This window comes from Flavobacterium sp. 2, from assembly GCF_049949195.1.
In the GTDB taxonomy this organism is placed as follows: domain Bacteria; phylum Bacteroidota; class Bacteroidia; order Flavobacteriales; family Flavobacteriaceae; genus Flavobacterium.
This window is the reverse complement of sequence record NZ_CP188206.1, coordinates 1298539-1314970: the sequence shown is the minus strand read 5'-3', so window position 1 is coordinate 1314970 and position 16432 is coordinate 1298539. Positions and strand designations below refer to the sequence as shown.

At 33.5% G+C, this 16432-nt stretch carries 16 protein-coding genes; 9 read left to right on the top strand and 7 right to left on the bottom strand.

Features of this window, described 5'->3' with window-relative positions; genetic code table 11:
• Positions 1–8 precede the first annotated feature (8 nt).
• A complete protein-coding gene (locus ACNFIH_RS05565) occupies positions 9–413 on the top strand; it encodes a hypothetical protein (RefSeq protein ID WP_426485830.1) in 405 nt (134 codons plus the stop codon).
• A 210-nt stretch (positions 414–623) separates the two neighbouring features.
• Positions 624–1061 carry a hypothetical protein gene (locus ACNFIH_RS05560; RefSeq protein WP_426485829.1) on the top strand — a complete coding sequence of 146 codons (438 nt, stop codon included), beginning with the start codon at positions 624–626 and terminating at the stop codon, positions 1059–1061.
• 76 nt (positions 1062–1137) lie between these two features.
• Here ACNFIH_RS05560 and ACNFIH_RS05555 read toward each other — a convergent pair whose 3' ends face one another.
• Positions 1138–2652 carry an FMN-binding glutamate synthase family protein gene (locus ACNFIH_RS05555; RefSeq protein WP_426485828.1) on the bottom strand — a complete coding sequence of 505 codons (1515 nt, stop codon included), beginning with the start codon at positions 2650–2652 and terminating at the stop codon, positions 1138–1140.
• 37 nt (positions 2653–2689) lie between these two features.
• A complete protein-coding gene (locus ACNFIH_RS05550; protein ID WP_426485827.1) occupies positions 2690–3469 on the bottom strand; it encodes an NYN domain-containing protein in 780 nt (259 codons plus the stop codon).
• Positions 3470–3669: 200 nt separating this feature from the next.
• Between ACNFIH_RS05550 and ACNFIH_RS05545 the strand changes: the two genes are divergently transcribed.
• The 5 genes from ACNFIH_RS05545 to ACNFIH_RS05525 all read left to right on the top strand — a co-directional run bounded on the left by ACNFIH_RS05545 (position 3670) and on the right by ACNFIH_RS05525 (position 9111).
• The gene (locus ACNFIH_RS05545; protein WP_426485826.1) at positions 3670–4116 is read left to right on the top strand and encodes an RrF2 family transcriptional regulator; all 447 of its coding nucleotides are present in this window, start codon (positions 3670–3672) and stop codon (positions 4114–4116) included.
• A gap of 45 nt (positions 4117–4161) precedes the next feature.
• Positions 4162–4689, top strand: a complete 528-nt coding sequence (locus tag ACNFIH_RS05540; RefSeq protein ID WP_426485825.1) for a plastocyanin/azurin family copper-binding protein — start codon at positions 4162–4164, stop codon at positions 4687–4689.
• A gap of 90 nt (positions 4690–4779) precedes the next feature.
• Positions 4780–7014: a nitric-oxide reductase large subunit gene (locus ACNFIH_RS05535; RefSeq protein ID WP_426485824.1), complete on the top strand. Its 2235-nt coding sequence runs from the start codon at positions 4780–4782 to the stop codon at positions 7012–7014.
• 23 nt (positions 7015–7037) lie between these two features.
• Complete coding sequence (ric, locus tag ACNFIH_RS05530; RefSeq protein WP_426485823.1) at positions 7038–7769, top strand: iron-sulfur cluster repair di-iron protein; 732 nt, start codon at positions 7038–7040, stop codon at positions 7767–7769.
• 118 nt (positions 7770–7887) lie between these two features.
• The gene (locus ACNFIH_RS05525; protein ID WP_426485822.1) at positions 7888–9111 is read left to right on the top strand and encodes a hypothetical protein; all 1224 of its coding nucleotides are present in this window, start codon (positions 7888–7890) and stop codon (positions 9109–9111) included.
• A gap of 41 nt (positions 9112–9152) precedes the next feature.
• Here the strand turns inward: ACNFIH_RS05525 and ACNFIH_RS05520 are convergent, their stop codons facing one another.
• Genes ACNFIH_RS05520 through nirK form a run of 3 tightly spaced genes read right to left on the bottom strand, consistent with a single transcriptional unit; the run spans position 9153 to position 11979 of the window.
• On the bottom strand, positions 9153–9749 hold the full coding sequence (locus ACNFIH_RS05520; protein WP_426485821.1) for an SCO family protein: 597 nt from the start codon (positions 9747–9749) through the stop codon (positions 9153–9155).
• 15 nt (positions 9750–9764) lie between these two features.
• Positions 9765–10541, bottom strand: coding sequence for a formylglycine-generating enzyme family protein (locus tag ACNFIH_RS05515; RefSeq protein ID WP_426485820.1), 777 nt, complete (start codon positions 10539–10541; stop codon positions 9765–9767).
• 16 nt (positions 10542–10557) lie between these two features.
• The gene (gene nirK / locus ACNFIH_RS05510) at positions 10558–11979 is read right to left on the bottom strand and encodes a copper-containing nitrite reductase (RefSeq protein WP_426486715.1); all 1422 of its coding nucleotides are present in this window, start codon (positions 11977–11979) and stop codon (positions 10558–10560) included.
• 280 nt (positions 11980–12259) lie between these two features.
• Here nirK and ACNFIH_RS05505 point away from each other — a divergent pair, with 280 nt between their 5' ends.
• The gene (locus ACNFIH_RS05505) at positions 12260–13519 is read left to right on the top strand and encodes an aminotransferase class I/II-fold pyridoxal phosphate-dependent enzyme (RefSeq protein ID WP_035648775.1); all 1260 of its coding nucleotides are present in this window, start codon (positions 12260–12262) and stop codon (positions 13517–13519) included.
• 123 nt (positions 13520–13642) lie between these two features.
• The gene (locus tag ACNFIH_RS05500; protein WP_035648772.1) at positions 13643–14125 is read left to right on the top strand and encodes a hypothetical protein; all 483 of its coding nucleotides are present in this window, start codon (positions 13643–13645) and stop codon (positions 14123–14125) included.
• 92 nt (positions 14126–14217) lie between these two features.
• Here ACNFIH_RS05500 and ACNFIH_RS05495 read toward each other — a convergent pair whose 3' ends face one another.
• Both ACNFIH_RS05495 and ACNFIH_RS05490 read right to left on the bottom strand, forming a co-directional pair.
• Complete coding sequence (locus tag ACNFIH_RS05495) at positions 14218–15336, bottom strand: GTP cyclohydrolase (protein WP_426485819.1); 1119 nt, start codon at positions 15334–15336, stop codon at positions 14218–14220.
• Positions 15337–15384: 48 nt separating this feature from the next.
• Positions 15385–16353, bottom strand: coding sequence for a transporter (locus ACNFIH_RS05490; RefSeq protein WP_426485818.1), 969 nt, complete (start codon positions 16351–16353; stop codon positions 15385–15387).
• Positions 16354–16432 lie beyond the last annotated feature (79 nt).

Here is a 16432-nt window from a genome sequence, read left to right as displayed (position 1 = left end):
TTGAAGTTATGATGAAAAAAATGAGACTAATGCTGGTTATTTTTGCTGTTGCTATGCTAGCTGTAAATTGCAAAAATGCCAAACAAAAATTGCAGGAATATGTTGCTGCATATAATGCAGCTGCACCAAGTTTTAAGGCAGATAATGTTACGTTGACAACTGCAAGAGGTTATATTAATGATGATAAAATTGAATTACGATTTGAGACTGGTTTGGAGCAAAATAAAGCAAATATGATGGCCGGAAATATGGCGTTTTCAAAACTATTAAAGGAAATGATAAATAAAAATCAGATTCCAAAAGATTTAGTTGAAGAAGGAATTCGGTTTGATGTTTATTTTTTAGCTAATGACAATACAGTACTTTCAAAAAAGATTATCGACAAAGAATCTATTTCAGAAATATTAAAATAAAAGAAGTCCCGATATCTTGGGTATTTCAAAATAATTGAGAACCTCTTTAGATTTTCTAAAGAGGTTTTTTATTTAATGCATTTAGCCTTATTTGGTCGCAGTGTATTTGTAATCAAATAATTACTAATTTTATTTTTTCACTCCAATGTTGTTTTTGTGTTGGAAGTTTGTTATGTTTGAGTTAAAAAATAACCAAAAACCTAAAAAATTATGAAAAAAATTACCCAAATCGCATTTGTATTTATTTTAATTTTAGTACTGGCCAGCTGTAAAAACACGAAGCAAAAAATTCAGGAGCACGTTAGCAATTACAATACGACAGCTTCTATAAAAGGAGGAAATGTTGTATCGACAAGTGCAAAAGCATTTTTAAATGATAATAAAATTGAAATTAGAATTGAAACAGATTTAGAAGGTACTGAAGAAAACAGATTAGCCTATCAGCAGACTTTTCCAAGTTTGCTTGCAGAAATGATTAAAAATGATCAAATCTCTAAAGAGTTAATTGAAGAAGGTGTAAAGTTTGATGTATATTTTATCTCTTATAATAATGTCATTCTGGCAAAACAATTAGTTGATAAAGAAGAATTAGCAACTATAGAAGGTTCTGAAGGTGCTGGAAACGGAAAAGAAACTGCAAAATTGTAATGCCTGGAAAATAAAATTACTTTAACAATAGATAAATTTAAAAAGCCTCTCTGATTATTCAAAGAGGCTTTTTAATTTAATTTCGTTTGGTAACGTTGGTTAAATTATCTGGGAAATATAATTCAGACAGATTGGTAAACTCATCGCCTCGCATGAAAATATTAATATCAACATCAGCAAAAGAGGTTTTTCCGGCTGCGGCCAAAAGTTCGTTTGCCGAATGAAGTGTGTTTTTATGAAAATGATATACACGCTCTGATTTATCGGTGACAACCAAACCTTTCATCAACATTTTGTTTTGAGTGGCAACTCCGGTTGGGCATTCATTATTATGACAACGCAACGCCTGAATACAACCTAAAGAAAACATAAAACCTCGCGCGCTATTGCACATATCGGCGCCTAGAGCAACTGCATGTAAAATTGAGTATCCCGAAATGATTTTTCCGCTTCCAATAATTCTGATTTTATCTCTGATGTTTAATCCAATTAGCGTTTTATTGACAAAAATTAAAGCAGGTTCAAACGGCATTCCAACACCATCGGCAAATTCTAATGGTGCGGCGCCTGTTCCTCCCTCAGCTCCGTCAACGGTAATGAAGTCAGGATAAATATCTTCGGCAATCATTTCGTGGCAAATCGCTTCAAATTCTGCTGTATTTCCAATACATAATTTAAACCCGATTGGTTTTCCATTCGATAAATCACGTAATTTTTTTATGAAGTGAATTAAGCCTTTCGAATCAGAAAATGCATGATGACCAGGAGGCGAAAGAATCATGGTATGTGGCTGAACACCTCTTATTTTAGCAATTTGTTCGGTATTTTTTCTGGCTGGAAGAACACCTCCATGACCTGGTTTTGCACCTTGAGAAAGTTTGATTTCAATCATTTTTACATTTGGAAGATTCGCCTTTTCTGCAAAATTTTCCGGACTGAAATTCCCTTCTGCGTCTCTGCATCCAAAATATCCTGTACCAATCTGCCAGGTAATATCACCGCCGCCAGCCAAGTGGAATTCGGTTAAACCACCTTCACCAGTGTTTTGGTAAAAATTCCCTTTTTGCGCACCAATATTTATGGCACGAACTGCATGCTCACTCAACGAACCGAAACTCATTGCCGATACATTAAATAAAGAAGCTGAATAAGGCTGTTTACAATCTTTTCCACCAACTAAAACACGAGGAAGTTCTTCATTTACTTTTGCTGGAAAAATAGAATGTTTGATTCCTTCGTAGCTTTCTGTATTTAAATTTTGTTGCGTACCAAATGGCGTGCTCGAATCTATATTTTTGGCTCTTTGATAAACTAAAGAACGTTGGTTTCTTGAGAAGGGTTTTCCATCTGTAGATCTTTCGATAAAATATTGCTGGATTTCCGGAGCAATCATTTCAAATAAATATCGGAAATAGCCCAAAACCGGAAAGTTTCTTAAAATAGCATGTTTTTCTTGTGATGCATTATAAACTCCAACAATTAGAAGTATTGGAAGAATGATAACAAGTAAAAATCCGCGTCCGGTGTAAAAATAAATTGCTGTAACAATTAGAAACAATAAGAATCCGTAAATGAAGAATTTTTTTCTCATGTTTTTAAAAATTTAAATAGATAATAAATGCGATAATTTAGTTGAATCGTAAACGTACATAAACGTGTTTGATTCCTTTTTTGTCCGATTCTCTTTCATCGATTTCAAGAAAATCTGTCAATGATTTCAGCATTGGCGTAAGTTTGGAATAACCATAATTTCTTGGGTCAAATTCTGGTTTTTTCTTTACAATCAAATTTCCAACGTCGCCTAAAAAAGCCCAGCCATCATCATCTTCTAAGTCTTCAATTGTAGTTTCGATCAATTCAATAGTTTGTTTGTCCACTTTATGTAAAGCTTTTTCTGCAGGTTTTTCAACTGGTTTTTTAGTATCTGCTACGGCTGTTTTTGGTTTTTTCTTCTGAGTTGCACCATCCAAAACTTCAATATAAATAAAACGGTCACAGGCTACAATAAAGGAATTGGGGGTTTTCTTTTCACCTATACCAATGACTTTCATGCCCGATTCTCTTAAACGAATCGCCAAACGTGTAAAATCACTGTCGCTGGAAACAATACAAAAACCATCTAATTTTCCGGAATACAGCAAATCCATTGCGTCAATTATCAAAGCTGAATCTGATGAATTTTTTCCAACCGTGTAACTGTATTGTTGAATAGGAGTAATGGCATGTTCGAGTAAAACGCCTTTCCAGCCATTTGCATTTGGTTTTGTCCAATCGGCATAAATTCGTTTTGTAGTTGGCGTCCCTAGTTTTGCAATTTCTTCCATCATACCTTTTACATTGCTGTAGGGAACATTATCGGCGTCTATAAGAACAGCTAATTTTAAATCTTTTGAAGTGCTGAATGCCATTATTTCGATATTAGAAAATTAAGTATCTCAAAGTTAAAATTAAAATTTGTTTTTAGATGATTTTAGTAGTGAATTAGTGTTTTTGGCCTACTTAATTATTTTGGTTATAAATAAGTTTGTCTGTTTGTAAAATTAATTAAAGATAAATTTGTCTTTTATTGTAAACCTGTATATCTTTGTATGGAATTAATAAAAGAGATATGTTTTCAAAAGCGTGTGAGTACGGAATTAGAGCTTCGATTTTTATTGCTACAAATTCTTCAAAAGGAATTAGGGTTGGAATAAAAGATGTTGCCAAAGAAATTGATTCACCAGAACCGTTTACGGCCAAGATTATGCAGATTTTGACGAAAAACGGAATCATTCATTCGGCCAAAGGAGTTGGAGGCGGTTTTGAAGTTTCTAATGAAGCTGTAAAAACAATTAAATTAATTCAGATCGTCGATGCAATTGACGGCGATAAAATTTACAGAGGCTGTGGAATTGGATTAAAAGAATGTTCTGAAGTACATCCGTGTCCGGTTCATTTCGAATTTAAAAAGATTAGAGGACTTCTTCACGAAATGCTTTCAAAAACAACTTTAGAACAACTTGCTTCCGGTGTAAAAAAAGGAGATTTTTTTCTCAAAACATTAAATTTAGAATAAATAGCATTTACTATAAAACGATTAACATTTAATTATTATCATACAATGAATACAAAAACCAAAATTTCTATACTAATCCTAATGGGATTTTTAGCAGTTACTTCTTGCGGTAAAAAAGAAACTCCTCCAGCTGATCAAACAGAAACGACTGAACCATCTACAGAAGGAGAAAAAGCACCAGCAACATCAGCAGCTGAAGAAAATGTACTACTGATTGAAGGAAATGACCAAATGCAATATAATGTAAACGAACTAAAAGCCGTTGCCGGAAAACCAATCAAATTGACTTTGAAACATGTTGGGAAAATCCCAAAAGAAGCAATGGGACACAATTTAGTGATTTTACAAGAAGGAACTGATCAGACTGCTTTTGCTTTAAAAGCAAATGATGCGAAAGCGACAGATTATATTCCGGAATCTGAAAAAGCTTCAATTATCGCTCACACTAAACTATTAGGTGGCGGAGAAGAAGATACAATCGAGTTTACAATTGATAAAAAAGGATCTTATCCATTTATTTGTTCTTTCCCTGGTCACGTAGCCATGATGAAAGGTGTATTAATTGTTGAGTAAATAACAAAGACTCCAAATACTGAAAATAGGTTTGGAGTTTTTTTAAAAACCAATAAAAGACAAAATTATCTTTTATTAAATAATATAAAAATGAAAAGAGAAAAAAAATTATGGATTGTATTTGCATTGGTAATGAGTATATCATTTGCAGTGCTGGGTTATTATGGTTATGAGATTTATCAGCAGGCACCACCGGTTCCAAAAGAGATTGTAACCGATTCTGGAAAGATTGTTTTTAGTGAAAGCGAAATTAAAGATGGGCAAAATATCTGGCAGAGTATAGGTGGCCAGGAAGTAGGTTCTATCTGGGGACACGGCGCCTATGTGGCTCCAGACTGGACCGCAGATTGGCTGCATAGAGAAGCTTTATTTATATTGAATATTTATGCCCAAAAAGATTTTAATAAAACGTATGAAGCATTAGATGCCGAAAAACAATCGGCTTTGAAGGTTCGCCTTCAGAAGGATTTGAGAACTAATCGATATAATCCGGATACTGGGATTCTTACCATTTCTGAAAACCGTTTAGCGGCGATTGAAAATCTAAGCGAATATTATAAAGGTCTTTTTACGAATGATCCGAAATTCGATAAACTGAGAGAAGAATATGCAATTCCGAAAAACTCGATCAAAGATACTGAGAGAATGCATAAAATGAATGCCTTTTTCTTCTGGGCAACTTGGGCAACAGTTACGAATCGTCCGGATAACACTATTTCTTATACACACAATTGGCCGTCAGATGAATTGGTTGGAAACACTGCAACTACCGAACTTTTGGCTTGGTCTGGAGTAAGTATTATTTTATTGATTTTAAGTGTCGGGATTTTAGTTTTCTATCATGCCAAATCGGGTGAAGAAGAAGAATTTCCGCTTCCAAAAGAAGATCCAATTATAAAACAGGGCAAAACAAAATCAATGGGATTGGTGACCAAATATTTCTGGGTTGTGAGTCTGCTGATGGTTTTACAAATGGTTTTCGGAATTATAACAGCGCATTATGGCGTTGAAGGAAATGGTTTGTACGGAATTCCGATTGATAAAATCCTTCCTTACGCTGTAACACGTACTTGGCATACACAATTAGCTATTTTCTGGATTGCAACGGCTTGGCTGGCAACAGGATTATATATTGCGCCGGCAGTTTCGGGTAAAGATCCTAAATTTCAATGTTTTGGAATCAACTTCTTATTTGTCGCATTATTGATTATTGTTTTAGGTTCAATGGTAGGTCAATGGTTTGGTGTAATGCAAAAACTGAATTTAGTTCAAAATTTCTGGTTCGGACATCAAGGTTACGAATATGTTGACTTAGGTCGTTTTTGGCAGATTTTTCTTTTAGTAGGTTTGTTTTTATGGCTGGCTTTAATGATTCGTCCTTTACTTCCGGTTTTAAAGAAAAAAACAGAAGAGAAAAACTTAATCATTTTGTTTTTAGTTTCTTGTACTGCAATTGCAATGTTCTACGGAGCAGGATTGATGTGGGGAAGACAAACCAATTTAGCCATTGCCGAATATTGGAGATGGTGGGTGGTTCACCTTTGGGTGGAAGGTTTTTTTGAAGTATTTGCAACCGTTGTTATCGCTTTCTTGTTTGTTCGTTTGGGATTATTGAAAACGAAAACAGCGACTTTGAATGTTCTTTTTGCAACAATTGTTTTCATGTCTGGAGGTATTTTGGGAACATTCCATCACATCTATTTCGCAGGAACACCAACTGCAATTATGGCTCTTGGAGCAACTTTCAGTGCCTTAGAAGTTGTGCCTTTAACTTTAATCGGATTTGAGGCTTATCAAAACTATAAAATCTCAAAATCAACACAATGGATTGCCGATTACAAATGGCCGATTTACTTTATGATTTCTGTAGCTTTTTGGAATTTCCTTGGAGCCGGAATCTTCGGATTCATTATTAATCCGCCAATTGCACTTTATTATGTTCAAGGTTTAAATACAACGCCTTTACACGGACATACTGCTTTATTTGGAGTGTACGGAATGTTGGGAATTGGTTTGGTTTTATTCGTATTAAGAAGTTTATACAGAAATGTAAGCTGGAATAATAAACTGCTTAAAATCACTTTTTGGTCATTAAACATTGGATTATTTCTGATGGCAGTCTTGAGTTTGCTCCCAATTGGAGTTTGGCAAGCCATTGAAAGCATTAATCACGGAATGTGGTATGCTCGTTCATCAGAATTAATGCAACAACCAACAATGATTACACTAAAATGGCTTCGTGCTATTGGAGATTCAATCTTCGGAATCGGATTTATTACAATGGCTTGGTTTGTATTTGAACTCACATTAAAAAACAAAAAATAAAAACATATTTAAAATTGATTATCATGGAAAATTTAAAAAACAAAACAATAGGATCTTTCGTAGCGGAAGATTTTAGAACCGCTGCAGTTTTTTCAAAATACAAAATAGATTTTTGCTGTAAAGGAAACCGAACAGTAACTGAAGTTTGTGAAAAACAAAATATTGATGCTGATATTTTATTAGAAAATGTATTGCAGGTTGCACAATCAGAAAACAATGGAAGCATCGATTTTAATTCATGGCCTTTGGATTTATTGGCAGATTATATCGAAAAAACACATCATCGTTATGTGGAAGAAAAAACAAATGTTTTGCTGCCGTTTTTAGATAAATTATGCAATGTGCACGGAGCGAATCATCCTGAATTGTTCAGAATTAATGAGTTGTTTATTGGTTGTGCAGGCGAATTAGCACAGCACATGAAAAAAGAGGAATTGGTTTTATTTCCTTTTGTAAAACGAATGGTAAAAACGAAAGAATCTGATGGAATTTTATCTCAACCAACTTTTGGAACCGTTTCAAATCCGATTGCGATGATGATGAATGAACATGACAATGAAGGCGAACGTTTCAGAGCAATTGCCGAATTGACTAATAATTATACTCCGCCAGCAGATGCGTGCACAACTTACAGAGTGACTTTTGCGATGCTAAAAGAGTTTGAAGCAGATTTGCATAAACATATTCATTTGGAAAATAATATCTTATTTCCAAAAGCAGTTGTTTTAGAAAAAGATTTTGTTGAAGTAGAATAAAGGTTAATTTAATAGTTCGAAAAGCACCGATAACAGTCTTTTTAAAATGATAATTATCGGTGTTTTCTATTTCAAGAAATGGTTTTATAATTATTCGATTTGTTTAAAAAATCACACTATGAATTCTCAAAAAACCTGGATTATTTGCTGTTTTTTTAATTTCCTGATTGCCTGTTTTTTCGGATTATTAATGCGGTTTATGTATCTGTTTCCTTTAGATTTTTTGAACTACAGTTTTTTGCTTCACGCGCATTCACATGTGGCGATGCTGGGCTGGGTTTATATGATAGTATATGTTTTGATTGTTCTTTTTTTCATTCCAAAAGAAAAAAGCCAAAAACCAATTTATAACCGTCTGTTTTGGCTGACAGAATTTTCGGTTATCGGAATGATGATTGCTTTTCCAATTCAGGGATATGCTTTGTTTTCGATTATTTTCTCGACTCTTCATATTTTACTGAGTTATGTTTTTTGTCGTTTGGTTTGGAAAGATTGTTCCAAAGATAAATCACCCTCACAAAGACTTTTACTGACTTCAATTCTGTTTATGATTTTGTCAACTTGCGGAGTTTGGTGTTTAGGTCCGGCGGTCAGTACATTAGGAAAACAAAGTGCTTTTTATCAGATTGCGATTCAGTTTTTTCTTCATTTTCAATTTAATGGTTGGTTTATTTTGGCAATTTTGGCTTTGTTTTTAAAGCAGTTTCAAGATAAAATGGATGAGCTAAAGTTTAAGAAGTTTTACTTTTTGATCGTTATTTCTGTATTGTTAACGTTTGCTTTTCCAGTGCGATGGTTCATAGAAAATGACATTTTGAGTTATATCAATATTTTTGGAGTTTTACTTCAATTAGGAGCTTTTATTTATTTTTATAAAATGCTAAAACCTCAAATTAATCATTTCAAAAGGACTTTAGACAAAACCACAAAAATCGTTTATGGGTTAGCTTTGTTTTCTCTGTTTTTGAAAGTTGGAATTCAGTTGCTGACAATTTTTCCAAATTTGGCTGAAGTTTCGCATCAAATCAGAAATTTTGTAATCGGATTTATTCATTTAACGACTTTGGGAATTATCACCGGATTTTTGTTTGGAATTATGCTTCAGAATAAAATACTTTCAGGAGATTTTCCAATATTAAAAATAGGAGTCAAGTGTTTTATTTTAGGATATATTTCCACAGAAATTTTATTGTTTTTACAAGGCGGGCTTTTGCTTTTTGGAAAAGGAACGATTGCATTTTATTATCAAAGTATTTTAGTTTTCAGTATCCTTCTTGTTTTAGGTTTAGCTTTAATGATGATATCCATTATAAATAAAAAACAAGAGCCAATTTTTATCTAAAATCAAACTCTTGCTTCTTACTAATCAACCTATTTAAATATCTATATTTTTGCTGCTTCCTGATTTATTGTTTCGATTGTTTTTTCATTATTTACACCTAAACCTTCCTGCTGAAAAATCAATTCGCCTTCTGGATTAAAAACACTTATAATATTAGAATGCGAAAAATCCATTGGTGATATTTGTTTGTAGTTTACAGCCAGAACTGCTGCAAATTCGCGCGTATTTTCTTCAGATGAACGAAGGAAGATCCAAGGATTCTGATTCATTTTATTGGCAATTGCAAAAGACTTTAATCTTTGTGGTGTATCCGTTTTCGGATCTATACTGACCAGAATCAATTTTACATTTTGTTTCGTCGTTTTTTCTAATTTTGATTCAATATCACGCATATCAGCAACCAATCTCGGACATGCTGCTTTACAGCTTGTGTAAATCATTACCATAACCAAAACATTGCCTCTCAGACTTTTTATTTCAATATCTTTTCCATCCTGCGTCGTCCATTTTGAAGGCAGATTGTAAATCGATAAATCACTGATTTCTTTTTTTGTTTCTGCTTTGCTTTCTTCATTTTTATTTTTGCAGCTGTAAAATGAAAATATGAGAGTAAGAAAAGCTATAGCTATTTTTTTCATTTGGGATTATTTAAATTAGATTTTTGGTTTTGTTGTGCTTGCGCATCTAAAGCCAAGATTTCTTGTAGAATATTGTGCTTTCAAACTTCCTCGAAAAGCGTATCGCATAAATGCAGCATAATCCATTAAATCGGAAGCATTAACAGAGGCACCTCCGCAGAAAAGATTTTTGTCATTGCTCTTGTCTTTTCTCGATTCACCAGATAAAAAAATGCTGTTAAAGTCGGCTGTCCATTCCCAGACTAATCCATGCATGTCGTAAACACCCCAATAATTTTTGAACGTTTTGCCAATTTCATTTTCGTACGTTCTTGATTTCTCGTACCAGGATAAAATATATTCATTGAATTCTTTTTTGGTTCTGGCGTCAATTTTTTTCGTGTCAGCCATTGCTACATATTCCCATTCGTCCATCGTGGCTAAGCGTTTTCCTTGACATTCACAGTATTTTTTAGCAGCAAACCATGAAACATTGGTAACAGGTGAATTTGGTCTTGCATTTTCGAAATCAAGATCATTTTTCCAATAAGACAAATAACTTTTATCAGCAAAAATTCCTTTAATTTTTGATTTTCGATAAGAAGGATTCTTCTTGAGAAATTCTAAAAACTGACTATTCGTTACAGGAAAAACATCTATGTAAAATGATTCTACCACAACAGGTTTTTTAGAAACAGCTCCATAAAGAGGGACAAAAGATCCCTCTTTTATGAACGCCATCCCTTTTTCCTGCGCCTTCATGACACTAAACACAGAGAAAAAGAGAATTAGTATGAAAATGTATTTTTTCATGCTGATTGTTTGCTGTTTATCGTAATGCTTTTACCATTTCTGGTGTAACTTCAGTTTTATTATTTCCCCAACTGTTATAAATGTAGGTTAGAACATTTGCGATTTCATCATCAGATAAATTCTGAGCAGGCATTACATTATTGTATTTTTTGCCATTAACGGTAACTTCGCCAGTTAAGCCGTGCAGGATTGTTTTAATTGCACGCTTAGAATCGGCATTTAGATAATCTGATTTTGCCAAAGGAGGGAAGGTATTCGGAATTCCTTGTCCTTCAGATTGGTGACAGGCAAAACAAGTTGTTCCAAAAATTTCTTTTCCAATTTTTATTTTTTCTTCTGCTGTACGTTTCGGAACTGCCACTTTTGCTACGGAATTTCCAGGCATTTTTTGAATTGTTCCGCCTTCAGGCAAATAAATACCTTCTTGAATTGTTCCAGAGTAAATGCTTTTATTTTCGTTTCCTTCCACTTTCAGCATTCCCAATGCACCTTTATTAAATGCTCTGAAAATTGAGTGATCAACCAGAATGAAAGTTCCCGGAGTTTCAACTTTAAAGTCAACAATTGCAGAACCTCCAGATGGAATCAAAGTAGTCTGTACATTATGATTGATAGTACTTCCGCCTTCAATATGAACATTGTCAAATATTTCGCCAATAACGTGGAAAGAAGAAACTAAGTTTGGTCCGCCGTTTCCAACAAATAAACGAACCGTTTCACCAACTTTTGCTGTTAGTTCATTTCCGTTGGTTAAAGAGCCTACTTTTCCATTAAAGACAACATAATCAGGAGTTTCTTTTACCGCTTTATTCATGTCAAAAGGCTGGAGTCCTTTTGCTCCATATTCACCTTGAGTGTAAAAATCACCCTGCATTACATAGTATTCCTTATCAACTGGCGGAAGTCCGCCTTCTGGTTCAACCAAAATTAGTCCATACATACCATTTGCAATGTGCATTCCCACGGGAGCAGTTGCACAATGATAAACATATAGCCCAGGATTTATTACTTTAAAGCTAAAGACTTTTTCATGTCCAGGTGCCACAAGAGAAGAAGTAGCTCCTCCGCCAGGACCTGTTACAGCGTGTAAATCAATATTATGAGGCAATTTATTATCAGGATGGTTTTTTAGGTGAAATTCAACTTCGTCTCCAACTCTTGTTCTGATAAAACTTCCCGGAACAGATCCTCCAAACGTCCAATAAGTATATTTTACACCATCGGTCATTGTGCCTTCCTTTTCTTTAATTTCCATGTTTAATTTAAGTTTCATGGCAGGTCTGTTTCCAACTGGTTTTGGAACGTGAGGAGGAGAAGTTAATTCTGCATTCATTTCTCCTTCGGTCACAATGTTTTCATAATTAACACTTTCTTCCTTTTTGCAGCTTATTAAAAATAATGCGCTAAAAAGTAGACAAGCAAACAGCCTCATTTTCATCGAAATGTCTTTTTTATTTTTCATGATTTTTTGGTTTTATTCGGGTTTTAATTAAGATCAAAAATAAAAGACTGTTTTGTCTTTTATTATGATAAAAATCATGATTTGAAAACAACTATATGCTTAAATTATAAAGGCTTGTGCTTATCGTGTATTATTTGTCTTGTTAAATATAATCAGATGAATTATTTTCAATAAAAATAATTGAGGTTCTTCATTTTAAATTAATAATGATTATTTTTGCTCGCTGATTAAGTTAAAATTATTACTACACTATATTATGGTAAAAGATTTATTCGAGAGAATTCAGGACAATAAAGGACCTTTAGGAAAATGGGCTTCTCAAGCAGAGGGCTACTATGTTTTCCCAAAGTTAGAGGGTGAGTTGGGTCCTAGAATGACATTTCACGGAAAGAATATTTTAAACTGGAGTTTAAATGATTATTTAGGTTTAGCTAATCATCCAGAGGTTCGTAAAGCAGATACAGATGCCGCAATTCAGTTTGGTGCCGCTTATCCAATGGGAGCTCGTATGATGTCTGGACACACAACGTATCACGAACAATTAGAAAATGAATTGGCTGATTTCGTAATGAAAGAATCTGCTTATTTATTGAATTTTGGTTACCAGGGAATGGTTTCGATCATTGATGCTTTGGTAACAAAAAATGACATCATTGTGTATGATGTTGATTCACATGCTTGTATCATTGATGGTGTTCGTTTACACATGGGTAAACGTTTTACATACAAACACAATGATCTTGAAAGTATGGAAAAAAACCTGCAGCGTGCTACTAAAATGGCCGAAGAAACAGGCGGAGGTATCTTATTTATTACCGAAGGTGTTTTTGGAATGCGCGGACAGCAGGGAAAATTAAAAGAAATTGTTGCTATGAAGCAAAAATACAATTTCCGTTTATTAGTAGATGATGCACATGGTTTTGGTACACTTGGAAAAACAGGTGCCGGAGCTGGAGAAGAGCAGGGAGTTCAAGATGATATCGATGTTTACTTCTCTACTTTTGCAAAATCAATGGCTAATATTGGTGCTTTTGTGGCAGCTGATAAAACGGTAATTGATTATTTAAAATACAACTTGCGTTCTCAAATGTTTGCAAAAGCGTTGCCAATGATTCAGACAATTGGTTCTTTGAAACGTTTAGAATTGTTGCGTAATTCTTCTTCAATTAAAGACAAACTTTGGGAAAATGTAAATGCATTACAAAACGGTCTTAAAGAAAAAGGATTCAATATTGGAGATACAAATACTTGTATTACACCAGTTTATTTAGAAGGAAGTATTCCTGAGGCAATGGTAATGGTAAATGATTTAAGAGAAAACTACGGTATTTTCCTTTCGATTGTTGTTTATCCGGTTATTCCAAAAGGAATTATTTTGTTGAGAATGATCCCAACAGCTTCTCATACTCTTGCTGATATTGAGGAAACTTTAACTGCTTTTGAAGCAATTCGCGAGAAATTAGTTAACGGAACTTATAAAGAAATTGCAGAACGTACAACTGTTGACGTTTCGTAATTAATTATAAAAATAAATTCTCAGAAGTGGGAATTATGTAAAAAAATCCATTTGTTCTACGAATGGATTTTTTTTATTTGAGCTAACTTTATATTATAATCAACAAAATAAAAATGACAAATTATGAAAAAAGTAATAGCAATATCGGCTTTAGTTTTGACGGTTCTGGTTTCTTGTAAAAAAGCAACTGATACTGAACCAGTCCAAATTGAGCCAAAAGCGCCAAAAGATGCCGAATTAGTAGAGCCAGCAGGTGATCAATGTTATGCTTCCCGACAAAATGGAAATATAATTTTAATAAGTTTTAATGTCAATTCGCATCAAGAAGTTAATGGAAAACTAAGTTATAATTTAACTGGAAAAGATAAAAACGAAGGAACCTTAGTAGGCAATATGAAAGGCGATACTTTAGTTGGCGATTATACGTTTTTATCTGAAGGAGTTTCATCTGTAAGAGAAGTTGTTTTTCTGCAAAAAGATGGAGCTTTAATTGAAGGATATGGTGATGTAGTTTCGACAAATGATAGAGTTACTTTTAAAGACAAATCAAAATTAAAATTTGATGCAAAAAATACCTTAAGTAAAGTTGACTGTAAAGTAGAATAAATATAGTTTATAAATTGAAAAATCCATTCGTTTGGGGGCGAATGGATTTTTTTATATGAAACTGAACACTAAAAACTGTTCTCGGATTATTTTTATAAGTTCTTCAAATACGTTTTTCTTTGGCAGTGAATTTTTGGATCAAAGTTTTTCCATAATAAATGGATCGCATTATTTTCTAATAATTCAGGTGTTCGAATGCAATTTCTAATTCCTTTTTCTGAAAAAGTCTTGTAATATTCATCAAAAATTAACGCCGTAACGCCTTTATTCTGATAATCAGGATGAACTCCAATTAAGTAAAAAACAACATCTTTACTGTGTTTTTTAGCTTTCAACAATTGGAGAAAACCAAACGGAAACAATTTTCCTTTTATTTTTTGCAAAGCTTCCGTAAAACTTGGCATTACAATACTAAAAGCTACCAAATTATCATCTTTATCAACGATAAACTTAATGTATTCAGGATTGATGAAACTGATGTATTTCTTTTTAAAATATTCTTTCTGAACATCTGAAATAGCAACGAAAGAAGCTAGTTTTTCATAAGATTCATTAAACAAATCAAACATTTTGTCTACGTGAGGCATAATGTCTTTTGTTTTAGTAAAAGTAAGAGATCTTACTCCGTAACGTTTTTTGATTAGCTCCACAGCTTTCTGAAAAAACTCTGGTTTTACATTCGAAAAAGGGAAAATACTTTCGATATATTGTTTCTCAACTTGAAAACCTAATTGTTCAAGATGCGTGACATAATAAGGATGATTGTACCATGTAATCATAGTCCCAACCTGATCATATCCTTCTGTCAAAACACCAACTTTATCCAAGTTAGAAAATCCCATTGGGCCTTCAGCGTGTTCTAAATTGTGTTTTCGGCCTAATTCAAAAACTTTTTCAAGCAAAGCTTTAGTTACTTCAATATCATCAATAACGTCAAACCAACCAAAACGTACTTTTCTTTTATGCTGATTATTAACTTCAGCCCAATTGATAATTGCTGTAATACGGCCAACAGGTTCATTGTTTTTATATGCGATATAAAAATAAGCCTCTGCATTATCAAAAGCCGGGTTTTTAGTTTTATCAAAAGATTCCAATTCATCAGCAATGATAGGAGGTACCCAATAAGGACTGTCCTTATAAAGCGAAAAAGGGAATTTTATATATTCGGTTAATTCTTTTTTAGTTTTGGCTTCTTTTATTGTGATCATTAAGTTGGAGTATAAGTTTCTCTTTTTGAAGAGACTTAGTTATAAAATTTATTCGTATTTAGATTTTCGTTTTCTTTCTTTTTCCTGATAATCAATTTCTTTCTTGTTGTCGGAATTCTTATCTGCTTTTTCCTTGCTTTTGATTGCCGTCAATTTTTCTTTATACCAACCATCATAACGCCAGGAAACTCCAATTCCGCCATATAATAACGAAGGCGTATTTTTAAAGTTTGTGCTTATAGAGGCATCCACCTGCATATTTGATGAAAGAAGATAAGCTGCACCGCCACGAACAATTGCGTCGCTGTAAAAATCGCTTTTGTAGCCTTGATTTTCAATAAAACCTGACCATTTATCGTTAAATCCATGCGTCAAAGTTAGCACATATCCGTAACTTGGGTAATCTGTTCCAATATAATCTGCAATAATATTCGTTACAAAAACCCATCTTCCTCCGCCGAATAAATTTTGGGTAACCAAAGCTACTTTTGGAGAAATGGTACTTTGTGGAGAAAAATAATAAGGATTGTCGGCCCCAACAAAATTTGCTCCTGCAAATATAGATACTGCCGGGATTAATTCACGCCAGTTAAAAGCATGATTTGCTTTATAGCTGTAAATATTGGCTTCTTTTTTATAATTTTTATAAGGATCGTAAATTAAATATTTCGCTCCTAAAACCGTTTGTCTGAAATCGTTTTTTTTGTAACTAGTGTACGGAGTATCAAAGTTTTCCATTTGATATTGCACATCAAGAATAAATTCTAATTGTTCCAGAAAAGCACCATATCGAAGCGTGAAATCGGTTCCGAAACCGCTGGCATCATAATCTAATAAATCGTGTTTTTCTTTGATTCCGTAAATGCCAAGTTCACCTTGAATTACTGATTTTCCGACTGCATAAGCCGACATGGTTTCGCCGGGGCGGTTAGAATTTATGACATCAGTGTATTGTCCGAAAAAGAAATGGGGCACAAGAAAAAGAGCTGTGATAAATAATTTTTTAACTTTTAACATAAATGTATTTTTGGATTAAAAAGTTATAACGCATTTCAAATGTACTATATTTTATTATTTATTTAAGATTGATATTTTA